We start from the raw sequence: 21,978 nt of genomic DNA on the forward strand, positions 1-21,978 counted from the left end.
CGCTGAGCGGGGCCCTTTCTGTATTCAGGATCACCACAGGTGGACCACACCCCGCTGCCTGAGGATATGCCCGAAATAACCGGACATTCCCTCCCCGGATGAGGTCCCCTTGCGTAGAGTCTGGTCCGCCGCCGCGCTCGGTGCGCTACTCACCACCACCGTCATGGTCGTTCCCGCACAGGCCGCCCCGATCGGTCAGGGATTCACGATCACCGAGGCCGATCTGTCGTACATCCTCAAGCAGATCAAGATCGCTGAGGCGCACGTCGCGAACACCACGAGCGAGACGGGACCCTGCGGGGCCCTGCTCGACGAGCTCGGCAGCCCCATGCTCTCGATGGGCCTGCGGACCGTCGACGGCACCTGCAACCACCTGACCCCCGGCCAGGAGGGCTACGGCGCCGCCGACCGGGAGTTCCCCCGCCTCGTGCCGGCCCAGCACACCGGCGTCTACCAGGGCACCCGCCCGGTCGACGCGCAGCCCCGGCAGATCAGCAACATCATCGCCGACCAGACCGCCGCCAACCCGGCAGCCGTCGCGGTGTCCGGCGGCAAGACCGACGGGACCACGCTGTTCATCCCGAACGTCACCACCGACTTCGGGCTGTCCGCCCCGTACAACTCGTGGTTCACGCTCTTCGGGCAGTTCTTCGACCACGGCATCGACCAGACCGTCAAGGGCAACGACATCGTCATGGTGCCGCTGCGCGCCGACGACCCGCTGATCGCCGGACCGGACCGGATCGCCGGGAACGCCGACGACCCCAGGCCCGGCGACGCGAAGTACGTCCCGCCCGCCATGCGGTTCATGATGCTGACCCGGGCCGCGAACCCGTCGAAGAACACCGACACCCCGTACGTCGACAACTCACAGGTCTACACGTCGCACGCCGCCCACCAGGTGTTCCTGCGCGAGTACACCCCGGCCGCGAAGACCACCGGCAACCTGCTCGGCGGCGCCGCCGGCGGCCTGCCCACCTGGGCCGACGTGAAGCGGCAGGCCCGTGAGGTGCTCGGTCTGTCACTGTCCGACCTGGACGCACTCAACGTGCCGATGGTGCTCGCCGACGCTTACGGCAACTTCGTCCCCGGCCCGGCCCGCGGCCTGCCGCAGTACGTCACGGCAACCGGACTGGTCGAGGGCGACCTCGCGAACCCGGTCGCCGTCCCCGCGAACGTGGTGCACTTCGACACCCCGTTCCTGACCGATGTCGCCCACCACGCGACGCCGTCCGCGAAACTCGTCCCGGACTCGGACGGGGTGGCGAGCGCCGACTTCGCGGCACAGCCGGCCGGCACCTACGACGACGAGATGCTCGCGGCCCACTACATCGCCGGTGACGGCCGGGCCAACGAGAACATCGGCCTCACCGCCGTGCACCAGATCTTCCACTCCGAGCACAACCGGCTCGTCGGCGACATCAACCGGATCATCGCGGGCAACCCCGAGTGGACCGGCGAGCGGATCTTCCAGGCCGCCAAGTTCATCAACGAGATGGAGTACCAGCACCTCGTCTTCGAGGAGTTCGCCCGCAAGATCCAGCCGGCGATCAACCCCTTCCAGCCGGCCGCGTTCACGCAGACCGAGCTCGACCCGGCGATCTACGCCGAGTTCGCGCACGCCGTCTACCGCTTCGGCCACTCGATGCTGAACGAGAGCATCGAGCGGCCCACGGCCGGGAACCTCTCCCTGCTCGACGGCTTCCTCAACCCGCCCGCGTTCACCAACCAGGGCACGCTGTCCCCCGAGGCCGCGGCCGGCGAGATCGTCCTCGGCATGAGCGAGCAGGTCGGCAACGACCTCGACGAGTTCATGACCGACACGCTGCGCAACAACCTGCTCGGCCTGCCGATGGACCTCGGCGCGATCAACATCGCCCGGGGCCGGTCCGAGGGCATCCCGACGCTCAACAACTTCCGGCGGGCGCTGCACGCCAGGAGCAACGACGGCCGGCTGCGGCCCTACGTCAGCTGGATCGACTTCGGTGAGCACCTCAAACATCCAGAATCCTTGGTCAACTTCATTGCGGCGTACGGCAGGCACGCCTCGATCCTGAGCCGAGCCACTGTGGACGAGAAGCGGGCCGCGGCGCGCACCCTGCTCGAGACCGCCGCCGGCGCCGACTTCCTGAACGCCACCGGCTCCTGGACCACGGCCACCTCCGGGCTCGACGACATCGACCTGTGGATCGGCGGTCTCGCCGAGACCACCGAACCGTTCGGCGGGCTGCTCGGCAGCACCTTCGACTACGTCTTCGAGAGCCAGCTGACCGCCCTGCAGAACGGCGACCGGCTGTACTACCTGGCCCGCACCCCCGGCATGAACCTGCGCAGCCAGCTCGAGGGCAACACGTTCGCCGAACTGATCAGCCGCAACACCACGGCCAGCGGCCTGCGCGCCGACGTCTTCGCGACCACCGACTGCAAGTTCGACCTGAACACCCTCAACGGCACCGAGGCCGGGTACGCCCGCGACGGCAACCTGGTCGACGACGACCCCGCCACCGAGTGCAACGAGCGTGCCCTGCTGCTGCGCCACCCGGACGGCACCATCGCGTACCGGGCCCGCAACAGCGTCGACAAGCCCGGCATGAACGCCCAGTCCGTGTTCGTCGGCACCGAGAACCGCGACCGGGTCCGCGCCGGCAACGACAACGACACCATCTGGGGCGCCGAGGGCGACGACGTGCTCGAAGGCGGTGCCGGTGACGACGTCACCGTCGGCGGCGAGGACGACGACGTCCTCACCGACGAGGGCGGCGCCGACTTCTCGATGGGCGGTCCCGGCAACGACGCCGTCGACGCCGGTCCCGGCGTCGACATCATCCTCGGCGGCGACGGACGCGACTTCACCAACGGCGGCGCCAACGCCAACGAGACGTTCGGTGGCGAGGGCGACGACCTGATCGTCGCCGGTGACGGCGAGGACGGCGCGTTCGGTGACTCCGGCGACGACTGGATCGAGGGCGGGGACTCGCCCGACCTGCTCCAGGGCGACAGCGGCAACCTGTTCTTCCGCGACGACTCCAACAAGCCCGGCCACGACGTGCTCCTCGGTCAGGGCGGCGACGACGACTACGACATGGAGGGCGGCGACGACATCGGGGTCCAGGGCCCCGGCATCGAGAAGAACGCCGGCGGTTCCGGCTGGGACTGGTCCATCGCCGGCCCCGTCGCCGAGTCCGTCGACTCCGACCTCGACCTGCCGCTGCTCGGCCTCGACGGCCTCGACACCGGCGTCCGCGACCGCTACGACGAGGTCGAATCCCTCTCCGGCGGGTTCGGCGACGACATCCTCCGCGGCGACGACAGCGTGCCCGCCACCGACGGCGCGATCGGCTGCGACGCCCTCGACGCCACCCACATCGCCCGCATCCGTGGTCTCGACCAGGTGGTCACCGAACTGCCGATGCCCGCGAGCGGCGTCGCCAACCTGACCGGCCGTCCGTGCGACCTCACCGGCGACGTCTGGGGCGAGGGCAACATCCTGCTCGGCGGCGCCGGCGACGACCTCCTCCAGGGCCGCGGCGGCAACGACATCATCGACGGCGACCGCTACCTCTCGGTCCGGCTCAGCGTCCGGGCCGCCGACGGCACCGAGATCCGTTCCGCGCGGAGCCTCACCGAGCTCTACGCCGACGTCTTCGCAGGCAGGATCAACCCCAAGAGCATCTTCGCGGTACGGGAGATCGTGTCGGCCAATTCGGTCGCGGACCGGGACACCGCGCTCTTCAGCGGCGCCCGCTCCGAGTACGCCGTCACCCCGATCTCCGGCGGCGTCCTGGTCTCCGGCCCCGACGGCAACGACCTGGTGCGCAACGCGGAGCTGCTGCAGTTCGACGATCAGACCGTGGACATCAGCGGAATGTCGGCCTTCCTCGGCGTCAGCGCCTTCGCCGGCGACGCCCAGGCCACAGTGCTGATCACCGTGCCGGACGCCACCGGCGGCGAGCCGATCACCGGCCTCACCCTGGAGCGCACCGGCGGCGATGGTGACCCCGTCCTGACCTCGCTGGCCGCGGACACCCGCAGCCTGGTCGTCACCGGCCTCACCAACGGCACCGGCTACACCTTCCGGGTCCGCGCCGACACCGCCGCCGGCCCCGGTACCTTCACCGCACCGTTCGGCCCCATAACCCCCGTGGCGACGGCCCCCGGCGACGACGGCCCGGCCGAGCCCCGCGAAGGCGACGACGACGTACCGCCGGCCCCGCAGCCGACGACCGCCCCGCCGGTCACTCCCACCACCCCGCCCGTCACCCCGACCACCCCGCCGGTGGTTCCCACCACCCCGCCGGTGGTGAACCCGACCACGACCACGCCGACCACCACGCCGACCATCGAACCGACCGTCACCCCGACCCACCCGGTCACCCCGGTGGCCCCGGACGCCCCCGGCATCGGCACCGCGACCGCCGGCCCCGAGAGCGCCGTGGTCCGCTGGACCACCCCACTCAACGACGGCGGCACCCCGATCTACGGCTACGAGATCCAGGCGCTCGACGCGGAGACCGGCATCGTCGTCGGCGTCGACGTGGCCGAGACCGGAGTCACCGAGCTGACCATGACCGGTCTGACCAGCGGTGTCGCTTACGCCTTCTGGGTGCGGGCCGTGAACGCGGCCGGGGCGAGCGCCTTCTCGAGCATCTCCAACACCGTCGTCCCGACGGTCGCGACCGACCCCGGAACGGACCCGGGTACCGGTCCCGGTACCGGCACGGGCACGGGCACCGACCCGGGCACCGGCGACCCCGGCACGGGCAACCCGGGAACGGGTAGCCCTGGCACCGGTAACCCCGGGACGGGTAACCCTGGCACCGGTAACCCCGGGACCGGTAACCCTGGCACCGGTAACCCCGGGACCGGTAACCCTGGAACGGGCAACCCCGGGACCGGCAACCCTGGAACGGGGAACCCGGGCGCCGGTAACCCTGGAACGGGCAACCCGGGCACCGGCAACCCTGGTACCGGTAACCCCGGCCCCACGCCCACTCCCACGATTCCCGGCACGCCGACGCCTCGCCCGACCGTGACCATCACACCGACCCCCGGTGGGACCGCGACCCCCGGCCCGACCGGCACCCCCGGCGGCCCCGGCCCGTCCCCCGACGCCCGGACCGTCCCCGGAGCCGCCCGCATCGGTTCCCCGGCCCCCGCAGCCGGCGCTGCAGTGGTCCGCTGGACCGCCCCCGCCGACAACGGAGGCAGCCCCATCCAGCAGTACGAGATCCAGGTCCTGACCGGAAACAATCACCCGACCGGCAACCTTCGAACGGCCTCCGCCTCGGCCGCCGTCCACACGGTGACCGGCCTGACCAACGGAACCGCGTACCGATTCCGGGTCCGCGCGGTGAACGCCCTGGGCGCGGGCGCCTGGTCCGCCACCAGCACGACGGTGACCCCGCGTACCGCCCCCGGAAAGGTCCGCAACCTGACCGCCAAGCCTGGCGGCAAGGGCGGCAAGAACACGGCGTCGGTCCACTGGACCGCCCCCGCCACCACCGGAGGCGCCACCATCACCGGATACCGGATCACCTGGCAGCGCCTGAACGCCAAGGGCACCCCACTCGGCGCGGCCGTGATCACGACGGTCCCCGGCCCGTCCCGCTCGGCGGCGTTCACCGCCCCCGAGGGGGTACCGGCAGGAACCCGCTACCGGGTGACCGTCCAGGCCGTGAACCAGGCCGGAGCAGCCACCGGAACCACGGTGACCGCCACCGTCCGCTGAACCCGTCACCACCGACGACCGGCGCCGCCGACCCAGCCAGGGCCGGCGGCGCCGCATCGCGTGGCGCATCCCGGCGTCCGGAACACCGCGAAGGCGCTTCAGACGCTCCTCTTCGTGAGCGCCCTTGCCAGCCGGGCTGCGAACGGCCGTTCCACGTGGCGGCTCACCAGGATCGACAGGCCGATCAGGGCCACGATCACGAGGACCAGCAGGGTGACCGGGTCGATCGTCGTGTGTCGGCGGACCAGGTGGACGACCGCGAAGCCCACGACGTAATGCAGCAGGTAGAACGGGTAGGTGGCGGTGCCGAGGGTCTCCAGTGGACGCCAGCGGATCCGGTCGAGGCAGCCCAGCGACAGCAACGCCAGGGCTCCGAAGCAGAGCGTCACCGCGACGCTCGACGGCCGGTAGGACATGCCGTGGACGGCCTGCCAGGGGTTGCCGTCGTAGTAGTGCATCGACAGGGCCCAGCTGAACGCGACGAGCAGCCACAGCTCCGGCCGGGAGCCGTGACGGTGGATCAGGTGGAACGCGACGCCCGCCACGAAGTAGTGGGAGTTGCCGCGCATCACCAGCGCGTCCAGCCATGGTTGCCCGGCCTCGGCGGCCAGCACCGACGCCACACTCCAGAGCAGGCAGAAGGCGACCACATTGCGGTACGTGACACCGATCCACACGACGGCCAGGAACAACAGGTAGAACTTGATCTCGAGCCAGAGTGTCCAGTAGACGTCGTCGACGCGGGGCACGCCCAGCGGGTCGGCGAGCAGGAACATGTTCGCGAGGAAAGCCCGGAACGGGACCGGCGTGAACACTCGTGGATAGGCGGTGGCGACCAGTGTCGTGATCGTCATGCAGACCCACAGGGCCGGGAACAGGCGGACGACCCGGGAGCGCAGGTACTGCTCGGGGGTGCGGTCCCACGCGGTCATGCAGACCACGAAGCCGCTGATCATGAAGAAGAACGGGACGCCGACCCAGCCGTACGACGCGATCCGGTGGAACGAGCCGAAGACCGCTTCGGGCGGGTCGCCCCAGATGCGTACGCCTCCGCTACCGGCGACCGCCACCAGGTGGAAGAGGGCGACGCCGAGTGCCGACACGAACCGGAAGAGGTCCAGCGCCGCCAGGCGCGTGCTCCGGCCGTCCGGCGTGGCGAGGGCCGCCGGTTCGGTGAGCCGGGCCGGTTCGGCGGCCGTCATCGTCACGGGGCCGGCTCCGCCGCCGGACCCGCGGTCAGGGCGCGCAGCATCCGGACCCAGGGCGACCACCGGGCGGGGCGGCGGACCCTGCCGGTGGCGGCGCGTTCGGCGTTGTCCAGCAGGTCGGCGACGAGCGCCTGGTGCGTCCAGCGCATCACCAGCGGCCAGAACAGCAGCATCACGCCGCGCGGGCGGGCCACCAGGATGTGCACCATCTCGGACCGGTCCGCGGCGAGCCCGCGTACCCACAGCTCGTGGAAACCCTCGAAAGGCGAGCCGGCCGGGAATTCGAAGCGGATCCGCAGGCCCGGCTGGTACGCGGTGACGGCGTAACCGAGGTTCCCGTGACCGCCGGTCGCGCCGGCGCCGAGCGGGCGGTCGAGTCGCAGTGGCTCCCAGCCGACCGGCCACAGCGGGTCGCCCGGGCCGGCGAGCCCGTCGAGCAGGTTTCCGAGAACGGTGACCGGCGCGTGGACGACGCGGCGCTGCATGTTGATCATGAGAGACTCCGTCCGGGCATGGCGAAGCGATTCGCCACCGAGAGGTGTGAATGGAGGGGAGCGTGTGAGGTTCTGCGGCTACCGGACCGGGCCGGGCAAGGCCTCACCGAGTTCCGACCAGGTCGCGGGGTCGTCCGGGTCGGCGAGCCGCGTGCCGCGCAGCACCTGGATGAGCTCGGCGTCCGGCTCCGGCGTCGTGGTGGTCGCCTCGATCAGGTACGCGCCGTCGGCCGTGTATCGGAAGCAGCGGCTCTGCCCGGGCGCGCAGAACGGATCGACGAGGGGCGGATGCGCCGAGGGGTTCGACGTCGGCCAGTCCGAGATACCGGTCGGCGGTGCGTAAGACGGCCACATCGACGGATCGAGGGACGGCCCGTAAGACGGGTCGTAGGAGGAAGAGTTCGAGGGCCCGGCGGACGGGTGGACAGCGGTCCCACCGAAGAGGATGGAGAGCTGGTTCTCGCCGTACCACCGTGGAAAGACCTTGATCCGCAGGCTGTCGGCATCCTCGCCGGTCAGCGGCCCGCTCAGCCCCGAGAAGCTCTCCGGCTGCCGGGTGAACCGGGCGTCGCCCCGCTGCACATATGCGCCGGACAGGCTGTCGTCCGCGACGAGACCCATCGAGCTGAGCTGGTAGCCGGCCGGGAGGTAGGTCATCCGCCAGGGCAGTGTCGCGGGACGGCTCGGTCCGATCCGCATCGCCTCGGCCACGTGCACCATGTCGTCCAGGCTCAGGTGGCCGGGGGCGGAGCGGATCACCGCCCAGGCGTCCGGTCCGTACGGCCACGCCAGCATCGTGTTCGAGACGTACCGCCCGGTGGCCTTGCCGATCCGCACCTGCTCACCGCCGCTCACCGCCGCCGGATCGAAGATCCCGTCCCGGTAGACGGTGAGCACCGAGCCGCTGACCTCAACCTGCTCGAAAGTGCCGTCGCCGCGGTCGAGGCGGGTCGTCTCGTCGCCGCGCCGGATGCGGGCCTGCTGGTAGCCGGACGTGACGTTGACCGGGTCGCTGACCTCGATGCCGCGGACCGTGTAGCCGGTCAGGGTGTGGTCGAACGCCGTCGCCGGGTAGCGCATCGGGTCGTTGGCGCTCGCCGGAACGGTCCGGTGCCCGGCGACGACCTGCGGCACGACCGCGACCCCGGCGACCGCCAGCATCATTCCGGCAGCGCCGGCGGCCCAGGCCGCGCGCCGGCGTGCCCGGCGGCTGCGGCCTCCCGCGACGAAGTCGTCGGTGCTGTGTCGCATGGGCGGTTCGCCGGCGTGCGCCGCCTGCAGCAACTCACGCATGTCTGGCATAACGCTCCACCTCGTCTGACTCTGCGGCCGGCAGATCGGCGTCGGCACCCAGAACCTCACGCAGCGTCCGCAATCCGCGGACGGTGTGGCTCTTCACGGTGTTCTCCGGGCAGTTGAGCGCCTCGGCCGTCTCCTGCACGGTCAGGCCTTCGAAATAGCGGAGCACCAGCACGGCCCGGCGGGACACCGGTAGCTGTGCGAGCGCCGCGTGGATGCGCAGGCGCTCGTCGACCTCGTGGGCGCTGTCGTGGACGGCGCGTTCGGGGATGGCGTGGCCGGCCGGCTGCTCGCGGCGCCACCACGGGCGGCGGACCTCGTCGATGGCGGCGCGCACCACCATGCTGCGGGCGTAGCTCTCCGGCCGGTCGACGCGCCGCCACCGGGTGTAGAGCTTCGCCAGGGCGGTGAAGACCGCGTCCTCCGCCAGCTGCCAGTCGCCGCAGGTGAGGTATGCGAGCCTGCGCAACGAGTGCGCCTGCGCATCGACGAAACTTCGATAGTTCGCCTCTTCATCACTGTTCACCAACCGTGGCTCCCGTCTGCCCCAGCACTAGACGGCCGGAACCCCCCGCGTCGGACGCAGCGGGGCCGAACTATTTTCGGAGAGTTTCTGCCCGGGCCCTGCTCGGCCATGGGGTTCGCGCCGGTCCGGTAACCGGCCATTGTGGGTGGTGCCTACGCTGGGCGCGGCGGATGCCGGCTCACGAAAGGGCTGACGGGATGGCGAGTCCCCGGAAACGTTCGCGTATCCACCCCCACCGTCCACCGACCGACATCGATCGAGGAGTCATCCCCGCTCCGCGCGGTCCGGCCGGCCGGACCCCGGCCGGCCCGGTGAACGGCTCCGCCGTGTCACCGCCCGATCCCGCCGCCTCCACGCCACCCGCGCCCGAAGGAGCGCCCGTCGGTGCGCGCGACGAGCAGGCGACGCCCATGGTCACCGCCAGGGAACTGGTGGCGATCGGCTCGGCGCTGCTCCTCCTGCTCTTCCTGATCAAGATCTATGGCGTCGCACGGTACTCGCTCACTACCACGACCGCGCTGCTCGCTGCCACGCCGGTGCAGGTGGCGCTGGGTACGGTGACGATCTACGCCTACTTCGTGCTTCCCGCGATCGCGCTCGGCACCCTGTGGTTCGCGGTACGGTTCCGCGCCCGTATCCAGCCCGCTCTCTGGCCGCTGATTCTGATCATCGCTTCCGTGACGGCGCTCGCGTCGCCGTACAAATATCTGCTTCAAGGTCTTGCAGTGGTTCTCGCCGCTCTCTGTGTCGAGCTCTTCATCCGTCAGGTCCGGCACCGGTGGCGGGACTCGGCCGACGAGCGGCTCGTCCGGCGCTATCACCGGCTGGCCGGCTGGCGGGGGCTGTCGGTCGTCTACCTGGGCGCCGCCTCGCTCGCGTTCCAGTTCATGCACAGCCTCGACGTGCCGTGGGTGTCGGCGCAGGCGTTTCTGCTGAACGGTTCGGCGGTGACGACGACCCAGGACCTGTTCGACGGCGCGAACCGGTTGAAGGTGCGGCCGGAGAGCCGGTTCGTGGGCTATCCCATCGCCGAGACCGAGGAGTGGCTGACGGTGCTGCACGCCGACACCCGGTACGTCATGCGCATCCCGCAATCGGCCGTGGACACCCGCCTGACCTGCCACAACGAGGATGACCAGCTGTCCGGCGACCAGCCTCTGCTGGAGGCTCTGCAGGGCAACACCTACAGCTCGCCGAACCTCGACTGCCGTGAGGTGCTGCGCTACCTGTCTCAGAAGGTCCCGGGCCGGCCACTCCCCACCGGCAACTGACCCCGTCCGTCCTCCCCAGCTGTGCCGTACCGCTGTCTCAGCCCGGCCATGACAGCGGTGAGACCCAGCCGGGGCAGGATCGGTGGCCCTACCGGAAAAGACCGGGGCCGGTGAGTGACCGGCCCCGGATCAGTGCGGTGATGCGGGTTACTCGGGAACGCGCCGGTAAGCGCCGTCACTGGCCGCCGTCGCCATCGAGGCGTAGGCGCGCAGCGCCGCGGAGACCGGCCGCTGGCGGTCGACCGGCGTGTACGGCTTCGGCCGCCGTTCCTGCTCGTGCCGGCGCTGCGCCAGCACGTCGTCGTGGACGTTGAGGGTGATGCTGCGTCCCGGGATGTCGATGGTGATCTCGTCACCGGTCTCGACGAGGGCGATGAGCCCGCCGCCGGCCGCCTCGGGGGAGACGTGGCCGATGGAGAGGCCGGAGGTGCCGCCGGAGAAGCGTCCGTCGGTGATCAGTGCGCACGCTTTGCCGAGGCCGCGGCCCTTGAGGAACGAGGTCGGGTAGAGCATCTCCTGCATGCCGGGACCGCCACGCGGGCCCTCGTACCGGATGATCACGACGTCGCCCTCGACGACCTCCTTGCCGAGGATGCCGGTGACCGCGTCGTCCTGGGACTCGTAGACGCGGGCCGGGCCGGTGAACTTCCAGATCGACTCGTCGACGCCGGCGGTCTTGACGACGCAGCCGTCCGGGGCGAGGTTGCCGAAGAGGATCGCCAGACCACCGTCGACGGTGTAGGCGTGCTCGACCGACCGGATGCAGCCCTCGACCGCGTCGGTGTCCAGTTTCGCCCAGCGGTTCTGTGTGCTGAACGGTTCGACGGTGCGGACGCCGCCGGGAGCGGCGTGGAACAGCTCCAGCGCCTCCGCGGAGGGGGAGCCGCCGCGGATGTCCCACTTGTCCAGCCAGGAGGACAGGTCGGGGGAGTGCACCGCGCGGACGTCGGTCTTGAGAGCGCCACCCCGGTGCAGCTCACCGAGCAGGGCCGGGATGCCGCCGGCCCGATGCACGTCCTCCATGTGGTACTTCGGGCTGTTCGGCGCGACCTTGGACAGGCAGGGCACCCGGCGCGAGATGGCGTCGATGTCGGAGACGCTGAAGTCGAGCTCGGCCTCGCGGGCCGCGGCCAGCAGGTGCAGGATCGTGTTCGTCGAGCCGCCCATGGCCACGTCGAGGGCGACCGCGTTCTCGAAGGCGTCCCGGTTGGCGATCGAGCGCGGCAGCACCGCCTCGTCGTTCTGCTCGTAATACTCCTTGGCGATCTGCACGATCAGCCGGCCGGCCTCGGTGAACAGCGCCTTGCGGGACGCGTGCGTGGCCAGCGTCGAGCCGTTGCCCGGCAGTGACAGGCCGATCGCCTCGGTGAGGCAGTTCATCGAGTTGGCGGTGAACATGCCGGAGCACGAGCCGCAGGTGGGACAGGCCGAGCGCTCGATGGTGTCGAGCTGGGCGTCGGTGACGTTGTCGTTGGCGGCGGCGCTCATCGCGTCGACCAGGTCGAGCTTCTCGTGGACGATGCCCTCGATGGCGATCGTCTTGCCGGCCTCCATCGGGCCGCCGGAGACGAAGACCGTCGGGATGTTGAGCCGCAGCGCGGCGATCAGCATGCCGGGGGTGATCTTGTCGCAGTTCGAGATGCAGACCAGGGCGTCGGCGCAGTGCGCGTTCACCATGTATTCGACGGCGTCGGCGATCAGTTCCCGGCTGGGCAGGCTGTAGAGCATGCCGCCGTGGCCCATCGCGATGCCGTCGTCGACGGCGATCGTGTTGAACTCGCGCCCGATGCCGCCCGCCTCGAAGATCGACTCGGCGACGAGGCCGCCCATGTCCTTGAGATGCACGTGCCCGGGTACGAACTGGGTGTAGCTGTTGGCGATGGCGACGATCGGCTTGCCGAAGTCGTCGTCGGTCATGCCGGTGGCGCGCCACAGGGCGCGCGCGCCGGCCATCGTCCGACCGTGAGTAGAGGTCCGGGAGCGCAGCTCAGGCATGCCACCCATAGTGCCACTGCGCAGGCCGTCGACCACGGCGGACGTCCACAGCTCGGGACGGCCGGGGTGTCGCAATCGGCGAAGATCCGGCAGAGTGTGTCCGTGCACTCACCGTCCGGTATGGAACTGGCGGGCCTCGCGGGCCTGCTCGTCGCCGTACCGGCGGTCGCCTACCTCGGTCAGTCCGGCCGCCGGCACACCGGCGCGGCCCGCCGGGCCCACCTTCTGCTGGCCGCCGGCGGCGCGGTGGCGACCGCCGCGGCGCTGGCCGGACTGGCCACCGCTCTGCTGACCGGGCACCACGACGTTCCGGGCCACAGCCGGGCCCTGGCCACGGCGGTCGCGATCGGCATGGGCCTGGGCACGCTCGCCCTGCTCGCCGGCACGGTCGCGCTGCCCGGTGCCGCCCGCAGCCCGGGCGATGCGGTCCGGCACGTGCTGGACGGCCTGGTCATCGCGGCCGCCATCTGGTTCGTCGGCTGGGTGCTGCTGAGCCGGCCGACCCGCGTGCTGGGCGACGCGACGCCCAACACGTGCCTGGCCATCCTGCTGCCGGCCGTGCTCCTGGTGATCGGGCTCGGTCTGACCGCGGTGCTGGCGCTGCACGCCCACCGGCCGCGGCGGCACACCGTGCGGGTGGCGGCCGGGGTGACCGTGGTGGCCGCCGCGGCGAACGTGCTGGCCATCGGCATCTGCCGGGAGCACGACGGGTACACGCTGGTCAGCGGCCTGCTGCTGACCGCCGGGCTGACGCACGTGGCGTGGGCTGTACGCGCCGCCGACCGGCCGGTCGAGGTGTCCGGCGACGTGCTGGAGCGCGGCGGGGCGTACGTGGTGGTCCCGATGCTCGCCATGGTCGCCGCGCTCGGCTACCACCTGGCCCGGGGCGGGACGATGGACCTGTTCGGCTATCTCGGCGCCACCGTCGAGGGCCTGGCGCTGGTCGGGCGGCAGTATCTGGCTCTCGGCGACGTGCGGCGCTACACGATGCGGCTCCGGCAGAGCGAGGCGCACTTCCGTGAACTGGCGCACACCGACCCGCTGACCGGGCTGGCCAACCGGCGTGGCCTGCAACGTGCACTGCGCTCGGCGCCGGACGGGGCGAAGACCGCCCTCATCGGCATCGACATGGACGGCTTCAAGACCGTCAACGACATGCGCGGGCACGACGTCGGCGACCGGGTGCTGGCCGAGGTCGGCGCCCGGCTGCGGCGGAACCTGCTGGCCGGGGACGTGGCGGCCCGGCTCGGCGGTGACGAGTTCGCGGTGCTGATGCACGGGGGCGCCGACGAGGCCGTGCTGGCGGCGCACCGGCTGCTCGCGGTACTCGGTGAGCCGTACGACGTCGACGGGGGTTCGATCTTCCTCTCCGCCAGTGTGGGTGTGGCCGCCACCGGTGAGCTGCTGCACGACGCCGACCTGGCGCTGCGGTACGCCAAGCAGCGCGGCAAGAACCGGGTCGAGAGCTATCAGGCCGAGTACGACGAACTGCTGCGCCGCCGGGGCACGCTGACCGGTGAGCTCCGTCATGCGATCGACCGTGACCAGCTGCGCCTGGTGTACCAGCCGGTGGTGGCGCTGCCGTCGATGCGCCCGGTGGGTGCCGAGGCGCTGCTGCGCTGGACGCACCCGGACCTGGGCCGGGTCCCGCCGGTGGAGTTCATCCCGGTGGCCGAGGAGTCCGGGCTGATCAACCGGATCGGCGCCTGGGTGCTCGAGGAGGCCTGCAAGCAGCTCGCCGAGTGGCTGGCCAAGGGGCATGACGTGTGGCTGTCGGTGAACCTGTCGCCGAAGGAGCTGCACGACGCCGATTACGCGGGCCGGGTCGCGGACGTGCTGGAGGAGTACGGCGTACCTCCGCAGCGCCTGGTCCTGGAGGTGACCGAGCACGCCGTGGCCACCGACATGGAGGAACTGGTCCGCCGGCTCGCCGAACTGCGGGAGACCGGGGTGCGGATCGCGCTGGACGACTTCGGCGCCGGGTACTCCTCGCTGACCCAGCTGCGCACTCTTCCGGTGGACATCCTGAAGATCGACCACGCGCTGGTGGCCGAGCCGGAGTCGCGGACCGGTACGGCGGCGCCGCTGGTCGACGTGGTGGTGCGGCTCGGGCACCGGCTGGGTCTCGAGGTGCTGGCCGAGGGGATCGGCACCCCGGCGCAGCGGGAGGTGGTCGAGGAGGCCGGCTGCCGGCTGGGCCAGGGCTCGCTGTTCGGCTGGGGAGTGCCCGCCGAGCACCTCGAATCACGGCTGTTGTCATTGCGGTCACCCGGCCCGCGACCGGCTCCGGCACCCCGGTCGACGCCGCAGAACGACGCGCCGGCCCGCAGTCAGGTGGTCCGCCTCGGACCGGGAATGCGGCAGGTCAGAGCGTTGTTGCCGAGCGATCCGGATTTCGTGGCGGCGACCCGTGATCAAAATGTGGGATCAGTTGACTCAGGCCGTGAGATGGGGCAAGGTTAGCCGCATGTGCTTCGCGTCCCGAGTACTTATCTGAGCGCACCGCTCCCACCTTGGGGAGGGTGCGCTAGGTCCCGTGCTTCCGCACGAGGGCCTTTTTTGTTGCTCAAGTGCCGGGACCGCTTACCGAAAAGGTCTGAACTGCCATGACTAGACCCACTCCTGAAACCCTCGCCCACCGAGCCACGCCGGCCACCGTCGCGGCGGCCGTGAACACCGCTCCCACCACCGTGGCCCCGGTAGCCACGACCGGTGCCGGCGCGCTCGTCCGGTCACTCGAGGCACTCGGGGTCGAGGTCGCGTTCGGCATTCCGGGCGGGGCGATCCTTCCGGCGTACGACCCGCTGTTCGACTCGAAGGTGCGGCACATCCTGGTGCGCCACGAGCAGGGCGCCGGTCACGCCGCCACCGGCTACGCGCAGGCCACCGGCAGGGTCGGCGTCTGCATCGCGACCAGTGGGCCGGGCGCCACCAACCTGGTCACGCCGATCGCCGACGCGTACATGGACTCGGTGCCGATCGTCGCGATCACCGGTCAGGTCGGCCGGCCGTACATCGGCACGGACGCCTTCCAGGAGGCGGACATCCAGGGCATCACCCTGCCGATCACCAAGCACAACTTCCTGGTGCAGAACGCCGAGGAGCTGCCCCGGATCCTGGCCGAGGCGTTCCACCTGGCGCTCACCGGCCGTCCCGGCCCGGTCCTGGTCGACATCCCGAAGGACGTGCTGACCTCGCAGACCACGTTCCAGTGGCCGCCCACGCTGGACCTGCCCGGTTACCGCCCGACCCTGCACCCGCACGGCAAGCAGATCCGTGAGGCGGCCCGTCTCATCGCGGCGGCCAAGCGCCCGGTGCTGTACGTGGGTGGCGGCGTCCACAAGGCCGGCGCCACCGACGGGCTGCGCAAGCTGGCCGAGCTCACCGGCATCCCGGTGGTCACCACGCTGATGGGCATCGGCGCGTTCCCCGACTCGCACCCGCAGCACCTGGGCATGCCCGGCATGCACGGCACGGTTCCGGCCGTCTACGCGCTGCAGAAGTCGGACCTGCTGATCACGCTCGGCGCCCGCTTCGACGACCGGGTGACCGGCAAGCTCGACTCGTTCGCGCCGGACGCCAAGATCGTGCACGCGGACATCGACCCGGCCGAGATCGGCAAGAACCGGCACGCGGACGTCCCGATCGTCGGCGACGCCCGGCACGTGATCGACGAGCTGATCGCTGCGGTCTCCGCCACCGCGGGCGGCACCGAGCAGTACGCCGCCTGGTGGGCCACGCTCAACGACATCCGCGAGCGCTACCCGCTGGGCTACGACGAGCCGACCGACGGCACCCTGGCCCCGCAGTACGTGATCGAGCGGCTCGGCGAGATCGTCGGCCCGGACGCGATCTACTGCGCCGGTGTCGGTCAGCACCAGATGTGGGCGTCCCAGTTCATCAAGTACGAGAAGCCGGGCACCTGGCTCAACTCGGGCGGCGCCGGAACGATGGGCTACGCGGTCCCGGCCGCGATGGGCGCCAAGGTCGCGCAGCCGGACACCACGGTCTGGGCGATCGACGGCGACGGCTGCTTCCAGATGACCAACCAGGAGCTGGCCACCTGCGCGCTGGAGGGCATCCCGATCAAGGTGGCCGTCATCAACAACGGCAACCTGGGCATGGTCCGGCAGTGGCAGACGCTGTTCTACGACGGCCGTTACTCCAACACCGAGCTGGGCACGCACAAGCACCGCATCCCGGACTTCGTGAAGCTGGCCGAGGCGCTCGGCTGCATCGGCCTGCGGTGCGAGTCGAAGGACGACGTCGACAAGGTCATCAAGCAGGCCATGGAGATCAACGACGCCCCGGTGGTCATCGACTTCACGGTCGGCAAGGACGCCATGGTGTGGCCGATGGTCCCGGCCGGCACCAGCAACGACGAGATCATGTTCGCCCGGGACGTGCGCCCGACGTTCGAAGAGGACGACCTGTGACCAACAAACACACGCTCTCCGTGCTGGTCGAGAACAAGCCCGGTGTGCTCGCCCGGGTGAGCGGCCTGTTCTCCCGGCGCAGCTTCAACATCGACTCCCTGGCGGTCGGCGAGACGGAGAACCCGGACGTCAGCCGCATCACGATCGTGGTCAACGCGGACTCGTCCCCGTTGGAGCAGGTCACCAAGCAGCTCAACAAGCTGGTCAACGTCCTGAAGATCGTGGAGCTGGACCCGGCCCAGTCGGTCCAGCGCGAGCTCCTGCTGGTCAAGGTGCGTGCCGATCGGGCGCAGCGCGGCCAGGTGCTCGAGACCGTCGAGCTGTTCCGGGCGCGAGTGATCGACGTCGCTCCGGACACCCTGACGATCGAGGCCACCGGTAATCCCGACAAACTGGATGCGTTGCTGCGCGATCTCGAGCCGTACGGCATCAAGGAGATGGTCCAGTCGGGCCTCGTGGCCATCGGCCGCGGATCCCGCTCCATCACCACGGGCCCCGCGCTCCGCGCCGCCTAGTCCATCCGACCGCCCCACCCGCCGCCCGAAAAGCGGACTGAAGGCTCTCCCAGCAAAGCCAGAGAAGAAGGAAGTCATGACCGCGGAAGTGTTCTACGACGGCGACGCCGACCTGTCGATCATCCAGGGCAAGAAGGTCGCCGTGATCGGCTACGGCAGCCAGGGCCACGCGCACTCGCTGTCGCTGCGCGACTCGGGCGTCGAGGTCGTGGTGGGTCTGCAGGAGGGCTCGAAGAGCCGTCCGAAGGCCGAGGAGCAGGGCCTGACCGTGAAGACCCCGGCCGAGGCCTCCGCGTGGGCCGACGTGATCATGGTGCTCGCGCCGGACACCGCGCAGCGCAAGATCTACGCCGAGTCGATCGAGCCGAACCTGACCGCGGGCAAGGCGCTCTTCTTCGGCCACGGCCTGAACATCCGCTTCGAGCTGATCAAGCCGCCGGCCGACGTCACCATCGCCATGGTCGCCCCGAAGGGCCCGGGCCACCTGGTCCGCCGCCAGTACGTGGACGGCAAGGGCGTCCCGGCCCTGATCGCGGTCGAGCAGGACCCGACCGGCGACGGCCAGGCGCTCGCTCTCTCCTACGCGAAGGCGATCGGCGGCACCCGCGCCGGCGTCATCAAGACCACCTTCAAGGAAGAGACCGAGACCGACCTCTTCGGTGAGCAGGCCGTCCTCTGCGGTGGCGCGTCCGCGCTCGTACAGACCGGTTTCGAGGTGCTGACCGAGGCGGGTTACGCCCCCGAGATCGCCTACTTCGAGTGCCTGCACGAGCTCAAGCTGATCGTCGACCTCATGTACGAGGGCGGCATCGCCCGCCAGCGCTACAGCGTCTCGGACACCGCCGAGTTCGGTGACTACGTCTCCGGCCCGCGCGTGATCAACGCGTCGGTCAAGGAGGAGATGAAGAAGATCCTCGCCGACATCCAGTCCGGCGAGTTCACCCGCCGCCTGATCGCGGACGACGACGCCGGCGCGCCGGAGCTCAAGAAGTTCCGCGAGGAGGCCGCCAAGCACCCGATCGAGATCACCGGTGCGAAGCTGCGCGGCATGATGAGCTGGGTGGACCGGCCCATCACCGAGACCGCCTGATCATGAAAAAGGCCTCTAACATCGAGGCCCATGAGTCCAGTAGTGCTCGTCACCGAGGAACTGGCAGCGGCCGCGCTCGACGTGCTGGCCGAGGACTTCGAGGTTAGACGGATCGACGGCACGGATCGGGCAGCGCTCCTCGGAGCGCTGCCCGATGCGCATGCGGTGATCATTCGCAGTGCCACCCGGGTCGACGCCGAGGCCCTCGCGCACGGCACGAGGCTGCGCGTCGTGGCCCGCGCCGGGGTCGGTCTCGACAACGTCGACATCCCCGCCGCCACCGCCCGCGGTGTGCTCGTCGTCAACGCTCCGACCAGCAACATCGTCTCCGCGGCCGAGCAGGCGGTGGCCTTGCTGCTGGCGGTGGCCCGGCACACGGCGGCGGCGAGCGCGGCGCTCAAGGCGGGCGCCTGGCGGCGCTCGGCCTACACCGGGGTCGAGGTGCAGGGCAAAACCGTCGGGGTGGTCGGCCTGGGGCGGATCGGCGTCCTGTTCGCGCAGCGCATGGCGGCCTTCGGCGTACGCCTGATCGCCTACGACCCCTATGTACAGCCGGCCCGCGCGGCCCAGCTGGGTGTGCACCTCGTGGAGCTCCCGGAGCTGCTGCGGGAGAGTGACTTCGTCTCGGTGCACCTTCCCCGTACGCCTGAGACGTTGGGTTTGATCGGGGAGAAGGAACTCGCGCTGGTCAAGCCGGGGCTCCGGATCGTCAACGCGGCCCGCGGCGGGCTCGTCGACGAGCGGGCGCTGGCCGAGGCGCTGATCGACGGCCGGGTGGCGGGCGCCGGGCTGGACGTCTTCGAGACCGAGCCGCTCACCGAGTCACCGCTGTTCGGACTGGACAACGTGGTGGTCACGCCGCATCTGGGCGCCTCGACCGTGGAGGCGCAGGACAAGGCGGGACTGGCCGTGGCCCGCAGCGTGCGGTTGGCGCTGCGTGGCGAGTTCGTCCCGGACGCGGTGAACGTACGGGCCGGAGGCGCCGTCGACGAGGACGTGCGCCCCCTGCTGCCGCTGGCCGAGAAGCTCGGCCGGATCCTCACCGCGGTCGCGGGTGGTGTCGCCGACGGTGTGACGGTCGAGGTGCGCGGCGAGATCGCGGGCCGCGATCTGTCGGTGCTGCCGCTGGCCGCGGCGAAAGGCCTGTTCGCGCCGATCGTGGACGAGCGGGTGACCTATGTGAACGCCACCCAGCTGGCCGCCGACCGCGGTGTCGAGGTCCGGCTGGCCACGGCCGAGGACGCCGGGGAGCACGCGAGCCTCGTGGTGGTGCACGGCGCGTTGCCGGACGGCCGCTCCGTCGTGGTGGCCGGCGCGGTGACCGTCACCGGGACCCGGCTCACCGAGGTCGACGGATTCGATCTGGACCTGCCGGCCGAGGGTGTCCTGGTGTTCCTCTCCTACACCGACCGTCCCGGGGTCGTCGGCGCCATCGGCACGGCGTTCGGCACGGCCGGCATCAACATCGCCGCCATGCGCGTGGCCCGCCGGGCGGCCGGTGGTGAGGCGCTCATGGTGCTGACCGTGGACTCGCCCGTCACGCCGGAGCTGCTGGCCGGGGTGGGCGCGGTGATCGGCGCCTCCCGGGCCGCCGTGGCGGACCTGCGCAACGACTAGAAGGCGCGGTAGACCGAGCCGTCTTGGAGGTCGAGCAGGTCGAGATGGAACTGTGCGGCGTACTTCTCGATCATCTCGAGCACGATGTCGGCACAGTTCTCGTCGAGTTTCATGTGGATGTGGTCGGCCTCGGCATGCAGCGGAGCGGCGGCCCACGGCGAGCCCGGCTCCGCCGCGCCCGGCCCGCGGTCCGGGTAATGGCTGGTCACAGCGTCGTAGAAGGCCACGACACGAGGATCGGCGGCCCGATGCGGATGCTCGCCGCGAGTGCAGCGTGCGTTGGCGTCCCGGACCGCGTCCGGTTCGGCCGTCTGGCCCATGGCCCACACCACTAGGTCGAAACTCACCGGCGCATGGTGCCACTACCGCGGGCGTACGCGACGAACCGGATGCCCGACACGCGGGCGTGCGCCTTGCGCGTCTTTAGTCCGCATCGCTAGCGTTGTCCCCTAGCCGCACGTCTTGACCGGGCCTGTCTTCGGGTGATGGTGCCCGGATCCGGGGCGAGCGGTGTGCATCCCGGCGGGACTTCTCGTCGCTTCAGCCCCCGTGACCGTTTGCCGCGGTCCGGGGGCTGTTCGCATTCCCGTTCCGTCCATTGGATGGGACTGTCCGTCCGATGATCGGGACGGGCGGGTAGCCTGGCCGGGGTTCACCAGAATGGTTGGGGGAGTTGACGTGAGCGTGGCGCGGATCGCGGTTGTCGGCGGTGACGGCATCGGTACCGAGGTGACCGCCCAGGCTCGCAAGGTCATCGACGCCGTCCTCCCCGGAGTGGCCTACAACGAGTACGACCTGGGCGCCCGCCTCTACCACCGCACCGGTGAGGTCCTCCCGCAGTCGGTCGAGGACGAGCTGGCCGGTCACGACGCCATCCTGCTGGGTGCCATCGGCGACCCGAGCGTCCCGCCGGGCGTCCTGGAGCGCGGCCTGCTGCTGAAGCTCCGCTTCGACTTCGACCAGTATGTGAACCTGCGCCCCTCCAAGCTGTGGCCCGGCACCACCAGCCCGCTGGCCGGCGTCAAGCCCGGTGAGATCGACATGGTGGTGGTCCGCGAGGGCACCGAGGGTCTCTACGTCGGCGCCGGCGGCGTCCTGCACAAGAACACGCCCGCCGAGATCGCCACCGAGGAGAGCCTGAACACCCGGCACGGCGTCGAGCGGGTCATCCGCGACGCGTTCGCCCGCGCCCAGCGCCGCGACCGCCGCCACGTCACCCTGGTGCACAAGACCAACGTGCTGACCCACGCCGGCAACCTGTGGTCACGGGCGTTCGCCGCCGTCGCCGCGGAGTTCCCCGAGGTCACCACGGAATATCAGCACATCGACGCGGCCAGCATGTTCATGGTCAGCAACCCGCAGCGTTTCGACGTCGTGGTGACCGACAACCTCTTCGGTGACATCCTCACCGACATCGCCGCTGCCGTGACCGGCGGCATCGGCATGGCGGCCAGCGGTTCCGTCAACCCCGAGCGGATCTACCCGTCGACGTTCGAGCCGGTGCACGGCTCCGCGCCGGACATCGCCGGCAAGGGCATCGCCGACCCGGCGGCCGCCATCCTCTCCGCGGCCCTGCTCCTGGAGCACCTGGGCAAGCTCGACGAGGCCCGGCGAGTAACCGAGGCGGTCGCGGCCGAGGTCGCGTCCCGGGCCCCGGGCGCGCCACTGCGTACCGCCGAAGTCGGCGACCGCGTCGCCGCCGCCGTCTGAGCAGGTCGGTCCGTCACCCAGCCCTACGGGGCTCGTTACCCATGGTCATTATTTTTTAACGACCGTTCGGGGTAAATTCATGGGGCACT

The 21,978-nt window shown here is 70.6% G+C and carries 14 protein-coding genes; 8 read left to right on the top strand and 6 right to left on the bottom strand.

The genetic code is table 11. The annotated features are described in order from the left end of the window. Positions 1–109: 109 nt before the first annotated feature. Complete coding sequence (locus tag CLV67_RS06985; RefSeq protein WP_106316303.1) at positions 110–5,728, top strand: peroxidase family protein; 5,619 nt, start codon at positions 110–112, stop codon at positions 5,726–5,728. A gap of 98 nt (positions 5,729–5,826) precedes the next feature. Here CLV67_RS06985 and CLV67_RS06990 read toward each other — a convergent pair whose 3' ends face one another. The 4 genes from CLV67_RS06990 to CLV67_RS07005 form a co-directional block, all read right to left on the bottom strand. After that, entirely contained in the window at positions 5,827–6,930 is a 1,104-nt protein-coding gene (locus CLV67_RS06990; RefSeq protein ID WP_106316304.1) for an acyltransferase family protein, read from the bottom strand. Positions 6,931–6,932: 2 nt separating this feature from the next. Continuing rightward, positions 6,933–7,430, bottom strand: coding sequence for a hypothetical protein (locus CLV67_RS06995; protein WP_106316305.1), 498 nt, complete (start codon positions 7,428–7,430; stop codon positions 6,933–6,935). A gap of 78 nt (positions 7,431–7,508) precedes the next feature. Further along, positions 7,509–8,732 carry a hypothetical protein gene (locus CLV67_RS07000; RefSeq protein ID WP_146169001.1) on the bottom strand — a complete coding sequence of 408 codons (1,224 nt, stop codon included), beginning with the start codon at positions 8,730–8,732 and terminating at the stop codon, positions 7,509–7,511. Then, positions 8,716–9,255 (bottom strand): sigma-70 family RNA polymerase sigma factor, encoded by a 540-nt coding sequence (locus CLV67_RS07005; protein ID WP_106316307.1) that lies wholly within the window; start codon positions 9,253–9,255, stop codon positions 8,716–8,718. Before CLV67_RS07005 ends, CLV67_RS07000 begins: the two co-directional genes overlap by 17 nt. A 197-nt stretch (positions 9,256–9,452) precedes the next feature. On the opposite strand from CLV67_RS07005, the gene CLV67_RS07010 reads away from it, so the two are divergent. Beyond that, on the top strand, positions 9,453–10,526 hold the full coding sequence (locus tag CLV67_RS07010; protein ID WP_146169002.1) for a hypothetical protein: 1,074 nt from the start codon (positions 9,453–9,455) through the stop codon (positions 10,524–10,526). A 147-nt stretch (positions 10,527–10,673) separates the two neighbouring features. On the opposite strand, the gene ilvD is transcribed toward CLV67_RS07010, so the two are convergent. Beyond that, a complete protein-coding gene (gene ilvD, locus CLV67_RS07015; protein WP_106316477.1) occupies positions 10,674–12,521 on the bottom strand; it encodes a dihydroxy-acid dehydratase in 1,848 nt (615 codons plus the stop codon). A 102-nt stretch (positions 12,522–12,623) separates the two neighbouring features. On the opposite strand from ilvD, the gene CLV67_RS07020 reads away from it, so the two are divergent. From CLV67_RS07020 to serA, 5 genes are all read left to right on the top strand, one after another. Further along, on the top strand, positions 12,624–14,984 hold the full coding sequence (locus CLV67_RS07020; RefSeq protein WP_307833844.1) for a putative bifunctional diguanylate cyclase/phosphodiesterase: 2,361 nt from the start codon (positions 12,624–12,626) through the stop codon (positions 14,982–14,984). Between the two features lie 143 nt (positions 14,985–15,127). Next, the gene (locus CLV67_RS07025; protein WP_106316310.1) at positions 15,128–16,957 is read left to right on the top strand and encodes an acetolactate synthase large subunit; all 1,830 of its coding nucleotides are present in this window, start codon (positions 15,128–15,130) and stop codon (positions 16,955–16,957) included. After that, on the top strand, positions 16,954–17,472 hold the full coding sequence (gene ilvN / locus CLV67_RS07030; protein ID WP_106316311.1) for an acetolactate synthase small subunit: 519 nt from the start codon (positions 16,954–16,956) through the stop codon (positions 17,470–17,472). The genes CLV67_RS07025 and ilvN overlap by 4 nt, the downstream gene beginning before the upstream one ends. A gap of 76 nt (positions 17,473–17,548) precedes the next feature. After that, positions 17,549–18,562: a ketol-acid reductoisomerase gene (gene ilvC / locus CLV67_RS07035; RefSeq protein ID WP_106316312.1), complete on the top strand. Its 1,014-nt coding sequence runs from the start codon at positions 17,549–17,551 to the stop codon at positions 18,560–18,562. A 30-nt stretch (positions 18,563–18,592) separates the two neighbouring features. Further along, on the top strand, positions 18,593–20,179 hold the full coding sequence (gene serA, locus CLV67_RS07040) for a phosphoglycerate dehydrogenase (RefSeq protein ID WP_106316313.1): 1,587 nt from the start codon (positions 18,593–18,595) through the stop codon (positions 20,177–20,179). On the opposite strand, the gene CLV67_RS07045 is transcribed toward serA, so the two are convergent. Then, on the bottom strand, positions 20,176–20,526 hold the full coding sequence (locus CLV67_RS07045) for a hypothetical protein (RefSeq protein WP_106316314.1): 351 nt from the start codon (positions 20,524–20,526) through the stop codon (positions 20,176–20,178). The genes serA and CLV67_RS07045 overlap by 4 nt on opposite strands. A gap of 337 nt (positions 20,527–20,863) precedes the next feature. On the opposite strand from CLV67_RS07045, the gene CLV67_RS07050 reads away from it, so the two are divergent. Next, on the top strand, positions 20,864–21,889 hold the full coding sequence (locus tag CLV67_RS07050; protein WP_203736863.1) for a 3-isopropylmalate dehydrogenase: 1,026 nt from the start codon (positions 20,864–20,866) through the stop codon (positions 21,887–21,889). Positions 21,890–21,978 lie beyond the last annotated feature (89 nt).

It is taken from the genome of Actinoplanes italicus (assembly GCF_003001815.1).
Lineage (GTDB): Bacteria > Actinomycetota > Actinomycetes > Mycobacteriales > Micromonosporaceae > Actinoplanes > Actinoplanes italicus.

Bases quoted from the DNA above. Each gene is read 5' to 3' on its own strand.
- ilvC (WP_106316312.1), top strand. From the start codon at position 17,549: ATGACCGCGGAAGTGTTCTACGACGGCGACGCCGACCTGTCGATCATC.
- CLV67_RS07010 (WP_146169002.1), top strand. From the start codon at position 9,453: ATGGCGAGTCCCCGGAAACGTTCGCGTATCCACCCCCACCGTCCACCG.
- CLV67_RS07000 (WP_146169001.1), bottom strand. From the start codon at position 8,732: ATGCCAGACATGCGTGAGTTGCTGCAGGCGGCGCACGCCGGCGAACCG.
- ilvD (WP_106316477.1), bottom strand. From the start codon at position 12,521: ATGCCTGAGCTGCGCTCCCGGACCTCTACTCACGGTCGGACGATGGCC.
- serA (WP_106316313.1), top strand. From the start codon at position 18,593: ATGAGTCCAGTAGTGCTCGTCACCGAGGAACTGGCAGCGGCCGCGCTC.
- CLV67_RS06995 (WP_106316305.1), bottom strand. From the start codon at position 7,430: ATGATCAACATGCAGCGCCGCGTCGTCCACGCGCCGGTCACCGTTCTC.
- CLV67_RS06990 (WP_106316304.1), bottom strand. From the start codon at position 6,930: ATGACGGCCGCCGAACCGGCCCGGCTCACCGAACCGGCGGCCCTCGCC.
- CLV67_RS07025 (WP_106316310.1), top strand. From the start codon at position 15,128: ATGACTAGACCCACTCCTGAAACCCTCGCCCACCGAGCCACGCCGGCC.